19 protein-coding genes are annotated in these 17,897 nt (G+C 47.4%); 6 read left to right on the top strand and 13 right to left on the bottom strand.

Going from position 1 to position 17,897, the window contains the following annotated elements; all coding sequences use genetic code 11:
* The coding region (locus tag EH243_RS07935; protein ID WP_126158114.1) for an IS5 family transposase at nt 1-572 on the top strand (572 nt) is incomplete at its 5' end.
* A 109-nt stretch (nt 573-681) separates the two neighbouring features.
* Here the strand turns inward: EH243_RS07935 and EH243_RS07930 are convergent.
* The 5 genes from EH243_RS07930 to EH243_RS07910 all read right to left on the bottom strand — a co-directional run bounded on the left by EH243_RS07930 (nt 682) and on the right by EH243_RS07910 (nt 5,102).
* Entirely contained in the window at nt 682-1,032 is a 351-nt protein-coding gene (locus EH243_RS07930) for a hypothetical protein (RefSeq protein WP_126158113.1), read from the bottom strand.
* Nucleotides 1,033-1,727: 695 nt separating this feature from the next.
* Nucleotides 1,728-1,976, bottom strand: a complete 249-nt coding sequence (locus EH243_RS07925) for a hypothetical protein (RefSeq protein ID WP_126158112.1) — start codon at nt 1,974-1,976, stop codon at nt 1,728-1,730.
* Nucleotides 1,977-2,056: 80 nt separating this feature from the next.
* Nucleotides 2,057-3,169: an ATP-NAD kinase family protein gene (locus EH243_RS07920; RefSeq protein ID WP_126158111.1), complete on the bottom strand. Its 1,113-nt coding sequence runs from the start codon at nt 3,167-3,169 to the stop codon at nt 2,057-2,059.
* Nucleotides 3,170-3,892 (bottom strand): flagellar brake protein, encoded by a 723-nt coding sequence (locus EH243_RS07915; RefSeq protein ID WP_126158110.1) that lies wholly within the window; start codon nt 3,890-3,892, stop codon nt 3,170-3,172.
* A 70-nt stretch (nt 3,893-3,962) separates the two neighbouring features.
* Nucleotides 3,963-5,102, bottom strand: coding sequence for a 4-phosphoerythronate dehydrogenase (locus tag EH243_RS07910; protein WP_126158109.1), 1,140 nt, complete (start codon nt 5,100-5,102; stop codon nt 3,963-3,965).
* 110 nt (nt 5,103-5,212) lie between these two features.
* Here EH243_RS07910 and EH243_RS07905 point away from each other — a divergent pair, with 110 nt between their 5' ends.
* Both EH243_RS07905 and trpB read left to right on the top strand, forming a co-directional pair.
* Complete coding sequence (locus tag EH243_RS07905) at nt 5,213-5,461, top strand: hypothetical protein (protein ID WP_126158108.1); 249 nt, start codon at nt 5,213-5,215, stop codon at nt 5,459-5,461.
* 160 nt (nt 5,462-5,621) lie between these two features.
* Nucleotides 5,622-6,824, top strand: coding sequence for a tryptophan synthase subunit beta (gene trpB / locus EH243_RS07900; RefSeq protein WP_126158107.1), 1,203 nt, complete (start codon nt 5,622-5,624; stop codon nt 6,822-6,824).
* A gap of 317 nt (nt 6,825-7,141) precedes the next feature.
* Here trpB and EH243_RS07895 read toward each other — a convergent pair whose 3' ends face one another.
* Complete coding sequence (locus tag EH243_RS07895; protein ID WP_126158106.1) at nt 7,142-7,471, bottom strand: YegP family protein; 330 nt, start codon at nt 7,469-7,471, stop codon at nt 7,142-7,144.
* 211 nt (nt 7,472-7,682) lie between these two features.
* Between EH243_RS07895 and EH243_RS07890 the strand changes: the two genes are divergently transcribed.
* Complete coding sequence (locus EH243_RS07890; RefSeq protein ID WP_126158105.1) at nt 7,683-8,927, top strand: DNA/RNA non-specific endonuclease; 1,245 nt, start codon at nt 7,683-7,685, stop codon at nt 8,925-8,927.
* A 69-nt stretch (nt 8,928-8,996) separates the two neighbouring features.
* Here EH243_RS07890 and EH243_RS07885 read toward each other — a convergent pair whose 3' ends face one another.
* The gene (locus EH243_RS07885) at nt 8,997-9,206 is read right to left on the bottom strand and encodes a hypothetical protein (protein WP_126158104.1); all 210 of its coding nucleotides are present in this window, start codon (nt 9,204-9,206) and stop codon (nt 8,997-8,999) included.
* 320 nt (nt 9,207-9,526) lie between these two features.
* On the opposite strand from EH243_RS07885, the gene ahpC reads away from it, so the two are divergent.
* The gene (gene ahpC, locus EH243_RS07880) at nt 9,527-10,084 is read left to right on the top strand and encodes an alkyl hydroperoxide reductase subunit C (protein WP_126158103.1); all 558 of its coding nucleotides are present in this window, start codon (nt 9,527-9,529) and stop codon (nt 10,082-10,084) included.
* 222 nt (nt 10,085-10,306) lie between these two features.
* Nucleotides 10,307-11,869 (top strand): alkyl hydroperoxide reductase subunit F, encoded by a 1,563-nt coding sequence (gene ahpF / locus EH243_RS07875; protein ID WP_126158102.1) that lies wholly within the window; start codon nt 10,307-10,309, stop codon nt 11,867-11,869.
* 160 nt (nt 11,870-12,029) lie between these two features.
* On the opposite strand, the gene EH243_RS07870 is transcribed toward ahpF, so the two are convergent.
* The 6 genes from EH243_RS07870 to EH243_RS07845 all read right to left on the bottom strand — a co-directional run bounded on the left by EH243_RS07870 (nt 12,030) and on the right by EH243_RS07845 (nt 17,853).
* The gene (locus EH243_RS07870; RefSeq protein WP_126158101.1) at nt 12,030-12,890 is read right to left on the bottom strand and encodes an MBL fold metallo-hydrolase; all 861 of its coding nucleotides are present in this window, start codon (nt 12,888-12,890) and stop codon (nt 12,030-12,032) included.
* A 204-nt stretch (nt 12,891-13,094) separates the two neighbouring features.
* The gene (cynS, locus tag EH243_RS07865) at nt 13,095-13,544 is read right to left on the bottom strand and encodes a cyanase (RefSeq protein WP_126158100.1); all 450 of its coding nucleotides are present in this window, start codon (nt 13,542-13,544) and stop codon (nt 13,095-13,097) included.
* A 73-nt stretch (nt 13,545-13,617) separates the two neighbouring features.
* Complete coding sequence (locus EH243_RS07860; protein ID WP_126158099.1) at nt 13,618-14,961, bottom strand: FAD-dependent oxidoreductase; 1,344 nt, start codon at nt 14,959-14,961, stop codon at nt 13,618-13,620.
* A complete protein-coding gene (locus EH243_RS07855; RefSeq protein ID WP_126158098.1) occupies nt 14,958-16,091 on the bottom strand; it encodes an acyl-CoA dehydrogenase family protein in 1,134 nt (377 codons plus the stop codon). The genes EH243_RS07860 and EH243_RS07855 overlap by 4 nt, the downstream gene beginning before the upstream one ends.
* Before the next feature lie 32 nt (nt 16,092-16,123).
* Nucleotides 16,124-16,672 carry an OsmC family protein gene (locus EH243_RS07850; RefSeq protein WP_126158097.1) on the bottom strand — a complete coding sequence of 183 codons (549 nt, stop codon included), beginning with the start codon at nt 16,670-16,672 and terminating at the stop codon, nt 16,124-16,126.
* A gap of 326 nt (nt 16,673-16,998) precedes the next feature.
* Nucleotides 16,999-17,853 carry a sulfurtransferase gene (locus EH243_RS07845; RefSeq protein ID WP_126158096.1) on the bottom strand — a complete coding sequence of 285 codons (855 nt, stop codon included), beginning with the start codon at nt 17,851-17,853 and terminating at the stop codon, nt 16,999-17,001.
* Between the last annotated feature and the right edge of the window lie 44 nt (nt 17,854-17,897).

Genomic DNA, 17,897 nt, shown 5'->3' with positions numbered 1-17,897 from the left:
ATCTAAAAGAAGGCACGATTGTCGACGCCACCATTATTGAAGCGGCCAGTTCAACCAAGAATAAAGCGAAAGCACGGGATCCCGAAATGCACCAGACTCAAAAAGGTAAGCAGTGGTTTTTCGGTTTAAAAGCTCATATTGGTGTAGACGCGAGAACAGGCCTGACGCACAGTTTAAGTACAACAGCCGCCAACGTACATGACATCACAGAGACAGAAAATCTGCTTCATGGAGAGGAAAGCTTTATCTCGGCGGATTCAGGTTATCGAGGCGCACAAAAACGAGAGGAATTAAAAGACATCGAGGCGGATTGGCTGATTGCAGAAATGCCAAGCAAGGTGCGTCTTCTCAAGCAACACCCGAGAATCAACAAGCAACCAATCCGAACAGAATACCTCAAAGCCAGTATCCGAGCAAAAGTAGAGCACCCGTTTCGGATCATAAAGCGACAGTTTGGCTTTAGGAAAGTGATCTATCGAGGGCTGGCGAAAAACGACAACAAACTGGCGATGCTGTTTGCCTTAGCTAATGTGTTTAGAGTTGATCAGATGATACGGGCAGCAAGGGGTTAATCCGTTCAAAATCCACTAAACAAGGCTAAATAAGCTTGTTTAGTGATGAAAAGCATCAAAACAGGTGGAATCTTGTGCTTTTTTATTTGAAAAAGAGAGGTTGGGTGTTTTACGACTTCTTAATCGTAGCTTCCTTAGGGTAGCTAATCAAGAGTTCATTCTTGAATGTATTTATATTTCCCGAAACATATTGCGCCATATACTCGTCTTGTTCTTCGTCACTTTGGTTGATAAGTGATTTCATTTTTTCCGTAATATCGTCCATGTATCCATCAAAAAACCAGACAAACCAACCGCGATTCATAAGCTTAACAGACTCATTTTCAAGATCAGATGGCAAATCATTTACTAGGCATTCAATTCTGTCGTGAATGGCTTTCCAATCAACGGTTCTCGCCCACGCTGAAAAAGCTTCGGCTAATTGAGTTAGTCCTGATACAAAACTCTTCAAATCATTCATTGCGCTTCCTTGAACACATAACAGCTAATTATAGTGCCCTGTGGCGCTATAACTCCAAGACTATAATACTGAAAATACGATAGGCCAAGGATCAACTACATATTGCAGATCAGCAGATTAACAACCATCTGTCGGACATCTTGCAGAATCATGGTGTCTGTCGAGGCCGCGTTCCTGCCATAAACTTAGTTCAATCATAATGGCCATATGCCGTTAAATCAAAGCGTTAGTTCATGCCTGTTTTAGCTCGATGCTCTGCAAATATGGATTTAATCGCGACGGGGCGTCGCTCGCTACCATGGACAGATGAAAGGATGACATAGCACATCACGTGTGGGGTTCCTCACCGAAACCCTATTCTTCCTGTGGGAGCCGCCTCTGGCGGCGAGATTATCAGGTTAGTACGGATGGTGCGCTTCGTAAAACTCACCGGCACGCTACTTGATGCCCTTGATGTGCTAATTATTCATCGCTGAGAGATACAAGGGGGTTAATGAAGAAGGAATCGTATCGTTTTCTCATACATATACATTGGTGCGGTTCGTAAAACTCACCGGCACCCTACAACTGGTGACAAGGGTGCCGGTGAGGAACGAACCGCACCAATAGAAACAATATTATATCAAGACCATCACTCATCACCGCTGCGGTTCGCAAAGCTCACAAGCACCCTTTCCATCACAAACAGATATATCTCAATGCTCATCCAGCAATGAGAATGACAGGAAGGTGGTAAATAACCCTAAACCAATAATCACCGGCGGTGATGGTAGGGCTATCATTAACAACACAGAGCCTAACCAGATACGATATGCATACCGTAACCGGTCTTTATAGGCTGGGGTCAATTTACGCCGATAGAAATGATCACTATCGGGATGAATATTGCGCATCCATTCAGGCAACAATAATTGTAGGTAAAACCATATCAGTGAGAAGCCCATGACCTTATTCCTTTAATAAATCCCACTTACAGTTTATCAAAGAATGGCGATTTTGCCTGTTTAGGCGGGATTATCCGCTATTATAAATCCGCCACCCGATAGAGAATAGCATCCCGATAGCCGGTGATAATCCGAATCAAACCGGCAAGCTGATGATTTAGCTCAGAATCACCGCTATCCACAATCAGTGGCCGCCCTTCTAGAGCCTTTATTTTACTCTTCGTGGCCACCAGAATAATATTCTCTCGGCCCACGCGGCGTAATAATTCGGGGCTGAGTTGCTGATTGCCTCGGCCGATAATATGCCCCTGGCCTCCAATCACGGTAATCACCAAACGCGTCTCAACACCCTCGGTCATCTCCAGTAGCTGTTGTGCCGTTAGATCTTGGCCAATCAGTTCGCCATTTTCAATCAGATCGACCCCTAACAGAGTATTGTCGAGCCCAAGATGATCCATTAGCGCCTGCACCGTAGAGCCAGACCCCATGATATAGCGCACATCATCTTCCATGTTTTCAGCAAAGTCGGCGGCGATATCATCCAGTACGAGTTCTTCTACCTCACGGCCACCATGTTTGACATGTTGCAAAAAACGCCCCTCTTCTGGCACGAGCAACTCACCATAGTATTTAGCACGCACGCGCCCCTCTCGGAACGCCGTCTCATCAATATCTCTCACCTCTTGATCGGCCAAGGTGACGATCTCACCGCGTACCAACATCGCCACGACTTCGCCCGCCGCTTTGGGGGTCACCGCATAGACACCGGAATGTATCTTCACTCCAGCAGGCACACCAAGCACCGGTGTCGAATCACCGATGGCATGGCAGATATTACGCGCGGTGCCATCACCTCCGGCAAACAAGATCAGATCAACACCCTGTGCCGCCATCGCCTGAGCCGCACGTTCGGTATCTGCCGCACTGGTCTGCCCAGCATGGATACTGCCGATAACTTGAGGCTCGAACCCCGCTAAACGCGCACTGCTTTCGCCCATCTCGCCTGGGTAGGTCAATAACTCGATATCCAGCCCCACAAGCGCGGCGAGTGCCTGTTGCGTGCGCAGATTCGCTTTTGGTTCAGCCCCCATCGATAGCGCTTTCTGCGCGGTGTCTTCACCATCACTGCCTTTTAGCGCCACACTGCCGCCCACACCCGCCAGCGGATTCACAATCAAACCAAGCCGAAACATCTATAACTCCTGACCGGTCTGATCGAGGTGACCGGTCTCCACTAAAAACTGCTGATAAACAAAGGCCGCAATAATCAATCGGGTATCTTCATCCAATTCAAAAAACTTAAAACCATGATTAAACAAACTACCTGACTCGAATGAGCTGCTATGGATATTTCTCAGCTCAACCGGCACTAACAACACCTGATCAATATCGCCGATTCTTAAACGAGTGGTGAGGTAATAATGTTCGCCGACCTCTCCCAATGAATACGGCAGTTGCAGACATAAACCACTCTGGCTTATATCAACACAAAGGGCACTCGCTGGCAGCCCTTCCCGTTCAGACATCTCATCATAATCATCAATAGAACAACTCAAGCTCACCGGTACACGGCTATGGCCACGAATCCGTTTCAACTCAATCTTCTGAGGATAGGCTAACAACCAATAGGCAAAAGGCTGATCATACTGTTTTAGTATCTTGCTAGTGAAATGGCAGATACGGTTGCCACTGATTAACCGAAGGTTGGCCATGTTGCCTTCATTGATCATGGTCGGCACGCCACTGGTGCTAGATGGGGCAGAGATCATAATGCCGCCATTCTCCATATAGCCCACCAGCCTCGCGGTAAATTTTGCGCGGGGGGAACGGATTTCAACACGCACAGGATCGCCAATCTGTAAACGTAGACCGGTCAGCGTTTTGGCCGTTTGAGTCGATTCCAATGATAAGGTCATGAAACCGTTTCCGCGTTTTGAATCAAACAATGTAAAGAATGAATATCCGTACTCCTAGAGATCACGATGATTACACCTTAAATCCGACCGCGCTAAGCTGTGCCGCTAGTGGCTTCAGCGGCTTTTCACCGGATAACTCTGCCGCCACGAACTCCCGCCGTACTGGATAATTTTTGCGTAGCTGATCAAAGGCTATGGGTTGCGCTTCTGTATCAATGAGCGATGCCATAAAACATTGATGATCGGCTTCAGGCTGATAAACAGCATGTACGATGTCCGTCAGACTTTGCTGACCATTTAACTCGATGTGAGGTGTTTCACCTGCTTCGGCTAAACACTCCTCTAGCGTGATCGTTGGCGTGATGCCCTGATGCTGACAAAAAGCATGGTACAGCATCCAAGTACCCCGAATTTTTCCATCCAGGGAATAACCGGCAATATGGGGAGTGCCGATGCGCACCTGCTGAGCTAATGCTTGATCCACACGGGGTTCATGTTCCCACACATCCAGAATCAGGGTCACATCCGCGCGCCCTTGATGCCAACGCAATAACGCCGCATTATCGATCACCGGCCCCCGCCCTGCGTTTAACAACACCGCATTAGGACGGATTAGTTCGAGGTTCTCAGCATTCAACAGGTGGAGACTTGGATGATCTCCCTTCGTCAGCGGCGTATGCAGACAGATAATATCGGCTTGCTGTAACAACGAGGGCAATGCCACAAATCCCTGCTCACCCGCGGCTTCCCGTGGAGGATCATTCAGCAATAACTGAACCCCTAGCAGCTCGAGACGCTGCTGCAGTCGACGCCCCACATTACCCACCCCGATGATGCCGACCACTTTGTCGGTCAGCTCAAAGCCCTGCTCAGCCGCCACCAGCAACAGATTACTGATCACATACTCGGCCACCGCATCCGCATTACAGCCCGGCGCACTGGAAAAACCAATCTCGTTGTTCGCTAACCAATCCAGATCGATATGGTCTGTGCCGATCGTCGCCGTGCCCACAAACCGCACCGGCGTCTGCTCAAGTAGTGCCTGATTCACCGGCGTTACTGAACGCACCAACAATAGGTCCGCCTGCTGCAAATCACTATTTTTCATCGTTCGGCCCGATACCTTATGTATCTCGCCAAGATCACCAAATAAGCGCTCTAATGCAGGAATATTTTCATCAGCCACAATGTTCAGTCTGGATGGTTTCAAAGATCACTCCAAAGGTTATAAAATCAGCTGGTTAAGGAACGAAACGCCGATTATAATTGCCCGCCTTACGGTTTGACATCATTTCTAGGCAAATAAGTTCAGGTTACTTTTTGATTATTCGTTGGCGCAAGCAACAGGATTATTTTATTGTCCGACTCTATCAGGATCTGATGGGGGACTGGGTGCTGAGCGAATCCTGGAGCAATAGGCAGAATAACAAAGATATGGTCAATCACACCATTTTTCATTGTTACCATGAAGCCCGCGCTCAATTAAGAGTGATTAGCCGACGCCAGCGCTCCCTTGGCTTTAAAAAAACCGCCACCAAAGAGCAACAGATCGAATTAGACTTCGGTTAACACCCGCTCTTAAGCAACTAATTAGTCCTAATGAGTTGGCATCTGCCAGCAGCAGCGATATATTTCCTTCCTCGCTTCAACAACATTACACAGATTTCAGCTACCCATCATTGACGGTATCACCTATTCGCGCCACCGTAGCTGAGCTAAGAGAGGTCTTATGAGTAAGTTTGATTTTGCCCCGATGCCCGACAAAGAGGGATTCTTTGGCCATTACGGCGGCCAGATACTCCCCCCAGAACTAAAAAAAGTGATGGATGATATTGATCGGGCTTACGAAGAGATTCGCCACACTGAATCATTTAAAACCGAACTGATGCAGCTCAATCAAGACTACGTCGGTCGCCCTAGCCCCATCTATCATGCGAAACGCCTGAGTGAAAAACTTGGTGGCGCACAGATCTACCTCAAACGTGAAGATTTGAATCACACCGGTGCACACAAGATCAATCACTGTCTCGGTGAAGCCCTGCTGGCCAAATTTATGGGCAAAAAGAAAGTGATCGCCGAAACTGGTGCGGGACAGCACGGTGTGGCCCTCGCTACCGCCTGTGCTTTAGTGGGCATCCCCTGTGAAATTCATATGGGTCAGGTAGATATTGAGAAAGAACATCCCAACGTCACTAAGATGAAGATCCTCGGCTGTAAACTGATACCTGTAACGCGGGGAACGGCCACCCTCAAAGATGCGGTCGACAGCGCCTTTGAAGAGTACCTGAAAAATCCAGAAGAGTTCATCTACGCGATCGGCTCCGTGGTTGGCCCTCACCCCTTTCCGAAAATGGTAAGGGATTTTCAAAGCATTATCGGTCGTGAAGCCCGTCAGCAGTTTAACGACAGACATGGCAAGAATCCGGACATCATCACTGCCTGTGTCGGTGGCGGCTCCAATGCAATGGGCCTATTCACGGCCTTCTTAAACGATGATGAAGTAAAAATCGTCGGCGTCGAGCCAGCCGGTAAAGGGTTAGATACCAAAGATCATTCCGCCACGCTGACTTTAGGGACGCCGGGTGAGATTCACGGTTTTAAATGCTACGTCCTGCAAGATGAAAATGGTGAACCGCTGCCTGTTCATTCCATCGCCTCGGGTCTCGATTATCCCGGTGTCGGCCCGCAACACTGCTACCTGAAAGATATTGAACGCGTTGAATACCAATCCGTCACCGATGACGAGTGTCTCGATGCCTTTATGACCCTCTCCCAAGTGGAAGGTATCATTCCGGCACTGGAAAGCGCCCACGCCGTTGCTTGGGCCATGCGTGAAGCACCGAAGCTTGGTAAGGACAAAACCATTCTGGTTAACCTGTCCGGCCGTGGCGATAAAGACGCCGACTATGTCGCGACTAAATTAGGTTTATAATTTAAATCAGCACATAAACCGGTACACTTTTTAAAAATCAAACGGCTGAGCCCACAGCCGTTTTTTAATCCTGACAACATCTAGTCTCAATATTCCCCGAATATTCATATGAAAATCCCTCGATCCTATTTTTGTAATTGAAATGAGGAGATATTCAGCATGCCTAACCGTTCTTATTTTTCAAAGCATCGTCCCTTACCCTGTCAACGTAACCGATCTTAATCAGTAATCCCTATTTTTTATGGCCACAAAAAAAGGGCGGTTTAAGGCCCTTATGTGGTGTATCGATACTGATTAACATTAGCCATCACATACTTTTAGACGATTACCGCTTCAGCCTCTGGCGCGGCACGCGATACCGCCTCAGTGCCCGATTTAGCCCCCGCTTCCGTTGTATAACCTTGACTGGTCATAATGATTTCATGATTGCCGGCTTTAAGATTGAAATACCACTTACCACTCTTTCCTTCAAATACCGTAAACCGTTCGGGCAACACCGAATTTTTTCGAACGGATTCAACACCATTTTTAGCGCTCGCTTTAGCCTTATAGCCTTCAGAAGCACCAATATTTTCACCATTTCCCGCTTTTAATCGAAATCTAAACTCACCCGCTTTATCTTCATATATCTCAAATTTTGCAGCCATCTGACACTCCTTACCCTTTATCATTATTTAGTATTTCGATAGTACGAGTCATTCGGTATAGCTTACTTTTGATGATAATGCGTTAAAAATGGCCAAAAACTGATCAATCATTAGTCTATAGTCCGCTTAACGTTGCCATTTTTCAAACACCGACTAGGCTATTGGTGGGCTTAAATTTTAGCGATTAAAATGAATTTCAAGGGAGAGTGAGATGCTAGGTTACCGTCAGGATTTTCTTAAAGGCATCACCCTACTTCTCCCCTCATTCTCAACAGAGCTATCACAGGAAGTACTGAATGTAGGCAAGGTGTTCGACTACCCAAACTACTCCATCATCATGAATAGCGCCTCAGAAAAGCGATCCGCCGTCATCGTTTGTCTTAATATTGATCAAAGTAATCTAAAAAATACAACCCGCTCGGATGCTTGGAAAATAGATAACCGCATCGGTTTCGACTACCAGTTAGATAACGCCTATTACGCAAGCAATCCATGGGATAGGGGGCACATGGCGAAGAGAACCTCGGCAGCCCAAGGAGAAACCGCCAGAGATGCCCAGTATGCCGCCAATGAAACCTTCTACTACTCGAATAGCTGCTTACAACATGAAAACCTCAACCGAGATGAGTGGCGCGGTCTAGAAGATTGGGTGTTCGACCTAGACCTTGATACGGATGGAAAAATCACTTCATTCTCAGGGCCCTTTTACGGCGCTAATGATAGAACGGTCAGGCCATCGGGCAGAAAAACGGCGTTGATTCCTGCCGGCTTTTTTAAGATTGTGTGTTTCATCAATAAAAGCACCAATAGCCTCGACGTACGTGCCTTTATTATTTACCAAGATGAAGATGCGTTGCGGGATAAAAAAGGTCGATCCCGTTATAACAACCTACATTATCAAGTGACCGTGAGTGAAATTGAAGCGCTCACTGGCTTACGTTTTGATAACCGGATTTATCAAGCCAACCCACTTTACTACACAGGAGATCACGCCACCGCTGAGGAGAATGTCAGCCACTTCCCCGAGAATATTGAAATAGCTAAACCCGCCGATATCCTCGCCAAAGGACAGCCTCGGCAAACCGTTAATGATGATATTGTCGATATTTTTATCTGTGCGGCACTCGTTGATCCAGTAGGAACAGACTCGGGGCGTGAATGGGTTAGCTTAATCAACTTAGGGGCAACCGAGATAGATCTTACAGGGTGGCAGCTATCGGATAATTCGGATACTACCCTTGCCTTAACCGCCCTTATTGACGATACCATCTTGCAACCGGGTTGCTCGGTGATCCTTCGTAAACTATCCCCCTTAAGGCTGTCCAATAAGGGCGATATTATAAAACTCTATGATCAACAGGGTGCCAGAATTGATTGGGTTAACTACACAGAAGATATGGTACAAAAAGGTAAGCCGGTGCTCTTTCTGAGCCCACGGGATACCTTGGATATCTGATCCTATCAAGGCGGATGAAAACGCAAAGCACAGGGCAACTAAAACCTACCGTGTGCTATTAACGATGATCTATTCGCCTGACCTTTTGCTTTTACTATCGATCGGTTCGCCTGTCATCGCTTGCATCTCTTCCATGCTTTTCAGGCGACAGACAGCCAACTGCTCTAAACGCATGTTTTTGATGGCCGCTAATGGATCTTCAATCGGATTGTCTCGCTGAGTTTCGTCATACTCAATGTCGTCATCGACGACATGATCCACATTCTTTTTCGTTTCCATGGCTTAGTTACCTACTGTGCGAGTGATGCTTTATGTTAATCCCATCTGACAGCCCAGAACAGGGTAATCATTGCAGGTCATAGACAACCTTTATAAGCGCACCTCTTCGATTACCCTCTATCAAGCCAAACCTCATACACCGTCAACGCTTCATCTCGACCGATAGCATCATGCAATCGACCCTCGTCTTAGATATAAATATTTACTATCGAATAATTTAATACAATCAATTTAACCTATCGCCATTGTTAGCGCATTATAGATCTCGTTCCCAAACACAAGAACTTATACATAAGAACTTACTCACTGGAGTTACCAACATGATTAATACAACTATCAAACCATTCTCAGCCACTGCCTTCAAACAGGGCGAATTCGTCGACATCACCGAAGCTGATGTGCTCGGTAAATGGGCTGTCTTTTTCTTCTACCCTGCTGACTTCACCTTTGTCTGCCCTACTGAACTAGAAGACCTTGGTAGCAAATATGAAGAACTGAAAAAAATGGGTGTTGAAGTGTTCTCTGTTTCTACCGACACACACTTCTGCCACAAAGCATGGCACGACACGTCTGAAGCCATCGGCACCATCAACTACTACATGGTGGGCGATCAGACAGCCACTATCACCAATAACTTTGGTGTATTACGTGAAGGCCAGGGCTTAGCCGACCGTGCCACTTTCTTGATCGATCCAGAAGGTGTGATTCAAGCGATGGAAATTACTGCTGAAGGTATTGGCCGCGATGCTGACGACCTGATGCGTAAAATCAAAGCCGCTCAATATGTTGCCGCTCACCCAGGTGAAGTTTGCCCTGCTAAGTGGAAAGAAGGCGAAGCGACTCTGGCACCATCACTGGACCTAGTCGGTAAAATCTAATTCGATTTTACACCTCCATTGAGCGTCAACTGGCCTGCTTCACCGACTTATCGGGCGGCAGGCCAGTATAAATAATCATTAGTATCGAGGTGCAGTGCACTTCAGAGTTTTAGGGTTACCCCAGAACCCCACTTATCTACCGCCATCAAATGCAACCCTAATGACCTGTGGTTGACATGGCGGAGATCCCAATTTTACTCAATTCAAGCCGGATGGTGATTTATGTTAGATAGCAACATGAAACAACAACTGGGCACCTACCTTCAGAAAATCGCTCGTCCGATTGAGTTGACGGTGTCTATAAACGAAACGCCAAAATCCAAAGAACTGGAAGAACTGGCGCGAGAAATTGCCGATATGTCCGGGGATATCACCCTGATTATTAAAACCGAAGATACAGGTCGTGTGCCACGTATAGCAGTCGGTCCAAGCGGCGAACCTGCTCGTGTGACCTTTGCCGGTGTACCGATGGGCCATGAGTTTACCTCATTGGTATTAGCACTGCTTCAAGCCGGTGACTACCCGAGTAAAGAAAAAGCGGCATTACAGCAGCAAGCAAAAAACCTCTCTAAACCGCTAAACTTTGAGGTTTACATCTCGTTATCCTGCCACAACTGCCCCGACGTGGTTCAGGCAATTAACTTGATGGCGATACTCAACCCAAACATCACCGCAACCATGATCGATGGTGGTGTCTTCCCTCAAGAGGTGGAAGAAAAAGGCATCATGGCGGTGCCAACGTTATTGCTCAACGGTGAACCCTTCGGCAATGGTCGCATGACGCTAGAAGAGATCATCAATAAAGTCGATGATAGCGCCGATGAGAAACAGGCCGCAGCACTGGCGGCCAAAGCCCCCTTTGATGTGTTAGTTGTCGGTGGTGGTCCAGCAGGCGCCTCCGCAGCCATCTACACCGCCCGCAAGGGGATTCGTACCGGTATTGTCGCCGACCGTTTTGGTGGTCAGGTGATGGATACCATGGCGATCGAAAACTTTATTTCCGTCAAAGCGACCGATGGTCCTCGATTGGTCGCCGGCTTAGAAGAACACGTCAAAGAGTACGATATTGATGTGATGACAAACCAACGTGCCGTCGACATTCGCGATATCGAGGGCGAGGATGGTCAACAGATCAAGCAAGTTGAGCTGGAAAACGGCGCGATCCTAACGGCTAAGTCGGTTATTTTAGCCACCGGTGCCCGCTGGCGTGAAATGAATGTGCCCGGCGAAGATCAGTACAAAACCAAAGGAGTAGCATTCTGCCCTCACTGTGATGGCCCGCTATTTAAAGGCAAACCAGTGGCCGTGATTGGTGGTGGGAATTCGGGGATTGAAGCGGCAATTGACCTTGCAGGTATTGTTGAACATGTCACCGTGCTGGAGTTCTCCGATATCCTACGAGCTGATGCGGTGCTGGTGAAAAAAGCAGAATCCCTGCCTAACATCACCATCATTAAGGAAGCGATGACGACCGAAGTGCTCGGTGATGGCAACAAGGTAATTGGCCTAAGTTATAAGGACCGCAAAACGGATGAGAGCCACGTCGTTGATGTCGCTGGTATCTTTGTCCAGATAGGCCTTGTGCCAAACAGCGACTTTTTGAAAGGCACCCTCGAACTCAGTAACCGAGGCGAGATTGTCATCGATAGCCGCGGCCAAACCAGCCTGCCCGGTGTGTTTGCTGCCGGTGATGTCACCACCGTGCCGTTCAAGCAGATCATCATCTCAATGGGTGCCGGTGCGACCGCCGCGCTCGGTGCATTTGATTACCTGATTCGCCGCTGAGTTAGCGCTTGTAACGCAGCACCGCTGTAGAAAAACAAAAGCCACCGTCGAAAGATAGGTGGCTTTTTACAGACATATCATATGCTTAATTTCGCCATGATCTCCGCGGATCGATAGCTACACTCATGACACTCATTTTTATCATTCATTGGTTCCATTCTTACAAATAATTCAATGGTATTTTTAAATACTGCACACCATTGTTTTCTGCACGGGGAAACGCTCCCGCTTTAATATTCACTTGTACCGAAGGAAACAGTAATTGGGGCGAGTCCAAGGTTTTATCTCGCTGGGTACGCGCATCGATAAATGCCTGCTCATCTACGGAATCATTGATATGTATATTGTGTTGACGCTGTTCCGCCACTGTCGTTACTGATTGATCGCTGCGGGTCACAGGGTAATCATGGCACATCATTAATTGAGTCTCATCGGGATAAGCAAGGATTCGACGAATTGAGGCATAGAGTTTTGCGGCAGACCCGCCTGGAAAATCGCAGCGAGCGGTACCTACATCTGGCATAAATAAAGTATCACCCACAAAAATCATCTTATCCCCTACAAGATAAGCAATATCAGCCGGTGTATGGCCGGGGGAAGAGAGTGCCTTACAGTGGATAGATCCGATGGTAAATGTCTCATCTTGATCAAACAGATAATCAAAATGTGCAACTAATTCATCATCAGGTTCAACCACATTAAACAGTGTTGAGAAGGTATGAACCACCTGTGTGACCTGCTTACTGACAGCGATACACCCACCTAAGTGACGTTTTATATAGATCGCTGCAGAGAGATGGTCGGCATGAATGTGGGTTTCGAGAATCCATTCAACCTTTAGCTGCATCTGCGCAATGAATGCAACTATCTTATCCGCCGCCTCAGTATTCGTTTTACCTGCGTTAGCTTTATAGCCTAATACGGGGTCTATAACCGCACAGGCGCTCCCTATACCGCTATACACAACATAACTGAAGGTCGATGAGGCACTATCAAAGAAGGTTTCTACGAGCGGTGTCATTGGTTAATTCCAGAGATTTGATCACATAGATTGTCAAACTAGGGCCATCGAAAAGCAGCACTGATCAAGCGCCTAAGCTCATCGTCACTGTTTCGCCCCCACCCGACCAACAACCACAGCGAGTGATTAATCCATAAGATCAAACGGACAAAAAAAAGCCGGCATCCAGTGTGTTTCACTACTGGATACCGACAATTAAAAGGTTTAATACGTTTTATAAGGCAGGAATTTACCTGAAAGCACAACGTTTACACGGTCGCCTTTAGGGTCTTCTTCACGGTTAATATCCATAGAGAAGTCGATCGCACTCATAATCCCGTCGCCAAACTCTTCGTGAATCAGCTCTTTAATCGTAGTCCCGTAGACACTCACAATCTCATACCAGCGGTACAGCAATGGATCAGTCGGAACAGCGGTGGGCAAAGAGCCTTTATAAGGTGCAACTTGCAGCCAGGCGATTGCTTCATCAGACAATCCAAAGAGTTCACCTACTTTCTCTGCCTGCTCTTTATCGAACGTCATCTGACCTAAACATGCGGCAGTGGTCCACTCTTTTGAAAGGCCAACGACGTCAGCCACAGCGCCCCACTTAATACCTTTACGTACTTTTGCGGACAAAATCAGTTGTGTTACTTCTTCGCGATTACTAATCATGTTGTTTTCCTTCAATAAAGATCGATGTCATTGTTTGCAGAGCGGCCTCTTGTTACCGCTCTATCATAAAAAGTTATGCTGCTTGGGTCTGAGAGCCTGATCCCAGTTTTAAGTGAGCGACGATGTGGTTCTCCACTTCTTGCTCCATAATCAGGGTTTCAGCATCCTCATAAATCAGCGTCCACTTCACGCCAGCCACCGGGAGGCCATTCATCACTAACGGCAGTGAGCGGGTTTTCAAACGTATCACCGGTGCACTGTGCTTATAGTCACTGGCATCCTGCTCAAGAATGGCATGGGCTATGGACTTAGCCTGATGTTTAATCGGTTCTATGAAGCGGCAGGGCGTCCCTTGAATACTGATACAGTCACCCAGCGCATAGATATCGGGTTCGCTGGTCTGCAGGGTGTTTGGATCCACCTGAATTCCCTGTTCAAAATCCAATCCCGCATGGCGGGCGATACGGTTATCAGTCATTAAACCCGTGGCGGCTAAAACTTGGTCCACCTCAAGTGCGTCACCCTGTTTAAAGCAGATCTGCTTCTGTCCATTCGACAACTCAGTAATACCTGTAATCTCATCTTCTCCCCGATAATCAACCCCTAAACGGGTCAGGTTTTCCGCCAACCGTTTAGACGCAAGGGGGGGCAATAAACCGGCCAATGGAAATTCATTGCGATCCAATAATGCAACCTGATGTCCAGCGCGAATAAAATCTTCCGCTATTTCGCAGCCAATCATGCCTGCACCGACAATCGCGATCTTCTGGGGACCTTTTGCCAACGCTTGCTGCATACCAGACCAACTGGTCAAATCATTCACTCGCCAGCACAGACTAGGGGGTAGCTGTTTAGGCAGAGCCGGTTTAGCGCCCTGAGCTAATACCAATGTTGTGTAGGTTAATGAGCCTCGGGTCGTACGTAGCTGATGTAATTCAGGGGTAATACCAACAACAAAGGTTGCTGACATTAGCTGCACACCTAAACGACGTGCGGCATCAATCCCTGTTTCTTTGATCAACGCGGCTTTATCTAAGCCTCGACTGATAGCAACGGATAACTCAGGCTTGTGATAAATATCACCCTGACAAGCACTGACGAGCGTGATCGGTACCTGTTGATCTAGTTGTCGAATGGCTTCAACAGCGGCCCAACCTGATAGCCCTGCACCCACAACCACAATACCCGGCTCACTGCTAAAATTTTCTGTTTGCTCAATAACGGTTACGACTGGTTTCTCAAATAATTCGAAATCTGTTTTGGTCACGCCGCAAAGGGGGCACTCCCAATCATCGGGTATGTCTTCGAAACGGGTACCGGGTGCTAAACCACTATCGGGGTCGCCCTGCTCTTCATCATAAATAAGACCACAGGCACGACAGAGGTACTGTCTCCATTCTGGGAATTCGCTACTCATGCTGGCACCTCCTCTCGCATCTGCTTGGCCATCTCCCAGCGAAGGTGTTTAATGGCCGGTGTTACGATAGCGACAAAGTGGGCTTCGCGAATACGGCGTTGCGGCGAAGCACTCATTAAATAACCTTTGGCACCTTGATGTAGTAGTGACGACTGGGAGGCTTTAAGGCATAACTCGGCCCCTTGAGAGCGCACATCTAACACATCAAGGAAAAACTCTTTGCTACCATCATAAGGTGTTTTCGCTAATACCATCGTGCGGGCAACCAGATCATCGAACTCAGCTTGCAGTTCATCTGGACGGTTATGGAGGTATTGGTTTACATGACCTAAGGTGGGTTCGACCTCTCGCATAGCGTCGATCGATCCCTGAATAATACCTGCGGCAATGCCTACCTGTAGTAGAACAAAAGCACCGCGAATACGTTGTATAAAGGGCCGTGCAGGATCAGCAATCATCTGATCTTCACTGACAAAATAATCGACGAGCGTAATAGCCCATGTACTTGTGCCTTCCATACCGGAAAACTCAGGGCAAGCACGCAAACTTACCCGTTCATCTAAATCCAGTAGGAACATAATCTCGTGGGAACGGCTGCCATCACTGCGGTCAACCGCAGCAACTGCACCACAATATTGGCCTTCAGCGATATGACTCACCCAAGGTAGTGTTCCACTGACACTGTAACCACCGGGTACTTTTTTAGCTTTGAACGCCATCTTTTCAATGCCGGCCAACGCCTTCATCGGATTTGATAACCCTGTACCGCCAAATGTTCGGCCTAAAGTGTGGTCGCCGAGTCGTGCAAGCAATGCAGGATTGCCTGATTGTTCCATATATAAGCCACATACATCGTGACACCAGGTCATAAAACCTGTTGCACCACACTGGCGGCTAATCTCACTCATGGCTGAAATAGCCAAATCAAATCGGCAACCATGCTGATCTAAATGACCCGCATAAGCGCCCGCCTGACCGAGGCTTGCCATGATATCGAGCGGGTAGTACCCCTCATCAATCCGCTTGGCTGCCGGCGCAAGTTGTTGCTGCGCGACCAAACCGACATCGGCAAGCACCTTGGTATCATCGGCCCAGGGAGCTGTAATTGAAGAAACTGCAACGCTATTCATGGCATACCTCTCAAAGTCAGTTAATACGTAAATTAATCCATCAAGCTAATGCTGAATGGAATTGGGTTACGCATCGTATTAGCAACCGGCGAAAAGTAATTGGCACGGGTTACAATCTCATCTAACTCTTCCCGTGAAGCATCGCCTTCGATGAGGACTTTGACGCGAATCTCCTGAAAGCCCATCTGCTCAGGTTCCATCTCAGCACCACCGGCACCCCATGCAGCTGGATTACCGATATCACCCTCTAGAAAAACTTCTAGTTTGCTCAGTTTCACTTGCTTCCAAGTAGCCACTGCAGTGATACCGACACACAAACAACCACCTAGACCTGATAATACGATTTCACCCGGAGCTGGCGCTGTATCTTCACCAAACAGGTGCAATGGCTCATCAACCACCACTTCATGCTGATTGATATGGCTGACCGTGCGATACTGACCATCCGTAATGGTATGAACTTTGTTAGTACCACGGTTACCTGGGTTGTTAAGTCCCTTTTCTGCAAATGCCATCAAACCATCACGATCAATCGAACGTAGGTGGCTAGAAACAGTTTTTGGTGTCATTGCTGTATTCATGTTTTTCTCCAAAAGATTTAGCAGGACTGTATATTTTGTTATAAACACTTCAGATGTTTCTTAGATCATTGCAGCAACGATGCCAAAATAAAATAATCATTAAAAATCAATAGCTTGAAAATAAAAGCATTTTTAATGGCCTTATGAAGCGGAACATTGTCAATAAATGTAATCTCGACATTGTCAGACAATGTAGCTCTACCAATCAGTGACTACAGTCCACTGAATTCCGTTTCATATCGATAAGCTCTAGGCCTATACCTCGGACGCCAGACATAAAAAACCCCGAACCGAAGTTCAGGGTTTAAAGGATCCAACATTTTCATTTAGCAGGCGTAAGGCAAACCGGTCTCAATAGGGAGGGCCGCATCCTCTGCCCACTCATTCCATGAGCCAAAGTAGAGTTTTACATTTTCAATACCTGCCGCTTTTAATGCCACGAGGGTGTTCGATGCCCGTGCCCCCTTAAAGCAGTAAATATAAACATGACTCTCTTTGTTAATGCCCACACTGGCGCAATCCGCTAACACCTCCTCTGAGGACTTAAACACGGGCACAGCGCCGGGTTTCATCATGCGGTACCATTCAAGCCAGCGTGCACCAGGTAAACGACCTTTTCGGGAGGAGTAATCACGGCCATAAGGCGATGAACTGGTGCCCACCCACTCATCCACATCCCGAACATCAAGCAGCACAATCTCATCATTACCGAGTGCTTTTAACACATCATCTTTATCAACCATCAACCCATCAGCACTATGATCTAACGGAAACTCAGCCGCGACGGGGGTGAAAACCTCCGTCGTCTCCGCTAAGCCCGCCGCTTTCCAAGCTTGAAAACCACCATGTAAAATCGACACTTTTGGATAACCTAGATAACACAATAAAAAGTATCCGCGGCAAGACTGACCAAACCCTGAGTTCATTGAATCTTCATAGACAACGGCCGTTTCTTCACCAGAAAGCCCTGCCTTACCAAATACACCTGCAAACTTACCTTTTAACTCAGCGATCCCTTCCGGTGTCGACGCCGCCAGAAAAGTAAAAATATCATGGATATTCACCGCACCAGGGATATGGCCCGCAGCAAACTGCTCGGGATTACGAGTATCAATCAACACGACTTTTTCGTTATCGATCTTTTGCTGTAACTCTTGAGGATCCAATAGAACTGTTGTCATTTTCCAACTCCAGAAAGTATCATTTATAGGTATTAGTACAACAT

The organism is Amphritea opalescens, assembly GCF_003957515.1.
Taxonomy (GTDB): domain Bacteria; phylum Pseudomonadota; class Gammaproteobacteria; order Pseudomonadales; family Balneatricaceae; genus Amphritea; species Amphritea opalescens.
Note: the sequence above shows the minus strand (reverse complement) of the source record. Positions and strands in the feature narration are given on the sequence as shown.

Bases quoted from the DNA above. Each gene is read 5' to 3' on its own strand.
- EH243_RS07920 (WP_126158111.1), bottom strand. From the start codon at position 3,169: ATGTTTCGGCTTGGTTTGATTGTGAATCCGCTGGCGGGTGTGGGCGGC.
- ahpC (WP_126158103.1), top strand. From the start codon at position 9,527: ATGATTAATACAACTATCAAACCATTCTCAGCCACTGCCTTCAAACAG.
- ahpF (WP_126158102.1), top strand. From the start codon at position 10,307: ATGTTAGATAGCAACATGAAACAACAACTGGGCACCTACCTTCAGAAA.
- EH243_RS07930 (WP_126158113.1), bottom strand. From the start codon at position 1,032: ATGAATGATTTGAAGAGTTTTGTATCAGGACTAACTCAATTAGCCGAA.
- EH243_RS07845 (WP_126158096.1), bottom strand. From the start codon at position 17,853: ATGACAACAGTTCTATTGGATCCTCAAGAGTTACAGCAAAAGATCGAT.
- EH243_RS07850 (WP_126158097.1), bottom strand. From the start codon at position 16,672: ATGAATACAGCAATGACACCAAAAACTGTTTCTAGCCACCTACGTTCG.
- EH243_RS07860 (WP_126158099.1), bottom strand. From the start codon at position 14,961: ATGAGTAGCGAATTCCCAGAATGGAGACAGTACCTCTGTCGTGCCTGT.
- EH243_RS07885 (WP_126158104.1), bottom strand. From the start codon at position 9,206: ATGGAAACGAAAAAGAATGTGGATCATGTCGTCGATGACGACATTGAG.
- EH243_RS07925 (WP_126158112.1), bottom strand. From the start codon at position 1,976: ATGGGCTTCTCACTGATATGGTTTTACCTACAATTATTGTTGCCTGAA.
- EH243_RS07870 (WP_126158101.1), bottom strand. From the start codon at position 12,890: ATGACACCGCTCGTAGAAACCTTCTTTGATAGTGCCTCATCGACCTTC.
- EH243_RS07890 (WP_126158105.1), top strand. From the start codon at position 7,683: ATGCTAGGTTACCGTCAGGATTTTCTTAAAGGCATCACCCTACTTCTC.
- EH243_RS07915 (WP_126158110.1), bottom strand. From the start codon at position 3,892: ATGACCTTATCATTGGAATCGACTCAAACGGCCAAAACGCTGACCGGT.
- trpB (WP_126158107.1), top strand. From the start codon at position 5,622: ATGAGTAAGTTTGATTTTGCCCCGATGCCCGACAAAGAGGGATTCTTT.
- EH243_RS07895 (WP_126158106.1), bottom strand. From the start codon at position 7,471: ATGGCTGCAAAATTTGAGATATATGAAGATAAAGCGGGTGAGTTTAGA.
- EH243_RS07855 (WP_126158098.1), bottom strand. From the start codon at position 16,091: ATGAATAGCGTTGCAGTTTCTTCAATTACAGCTCCCTGGGCCGATGAT.
- cynS (WP_126158100.1), bottom strand. From the start codon at position 13,544: ATGATTAGTAATCGCGAAGAAGTAACACAACTGATTTTGTCCGCAAAA.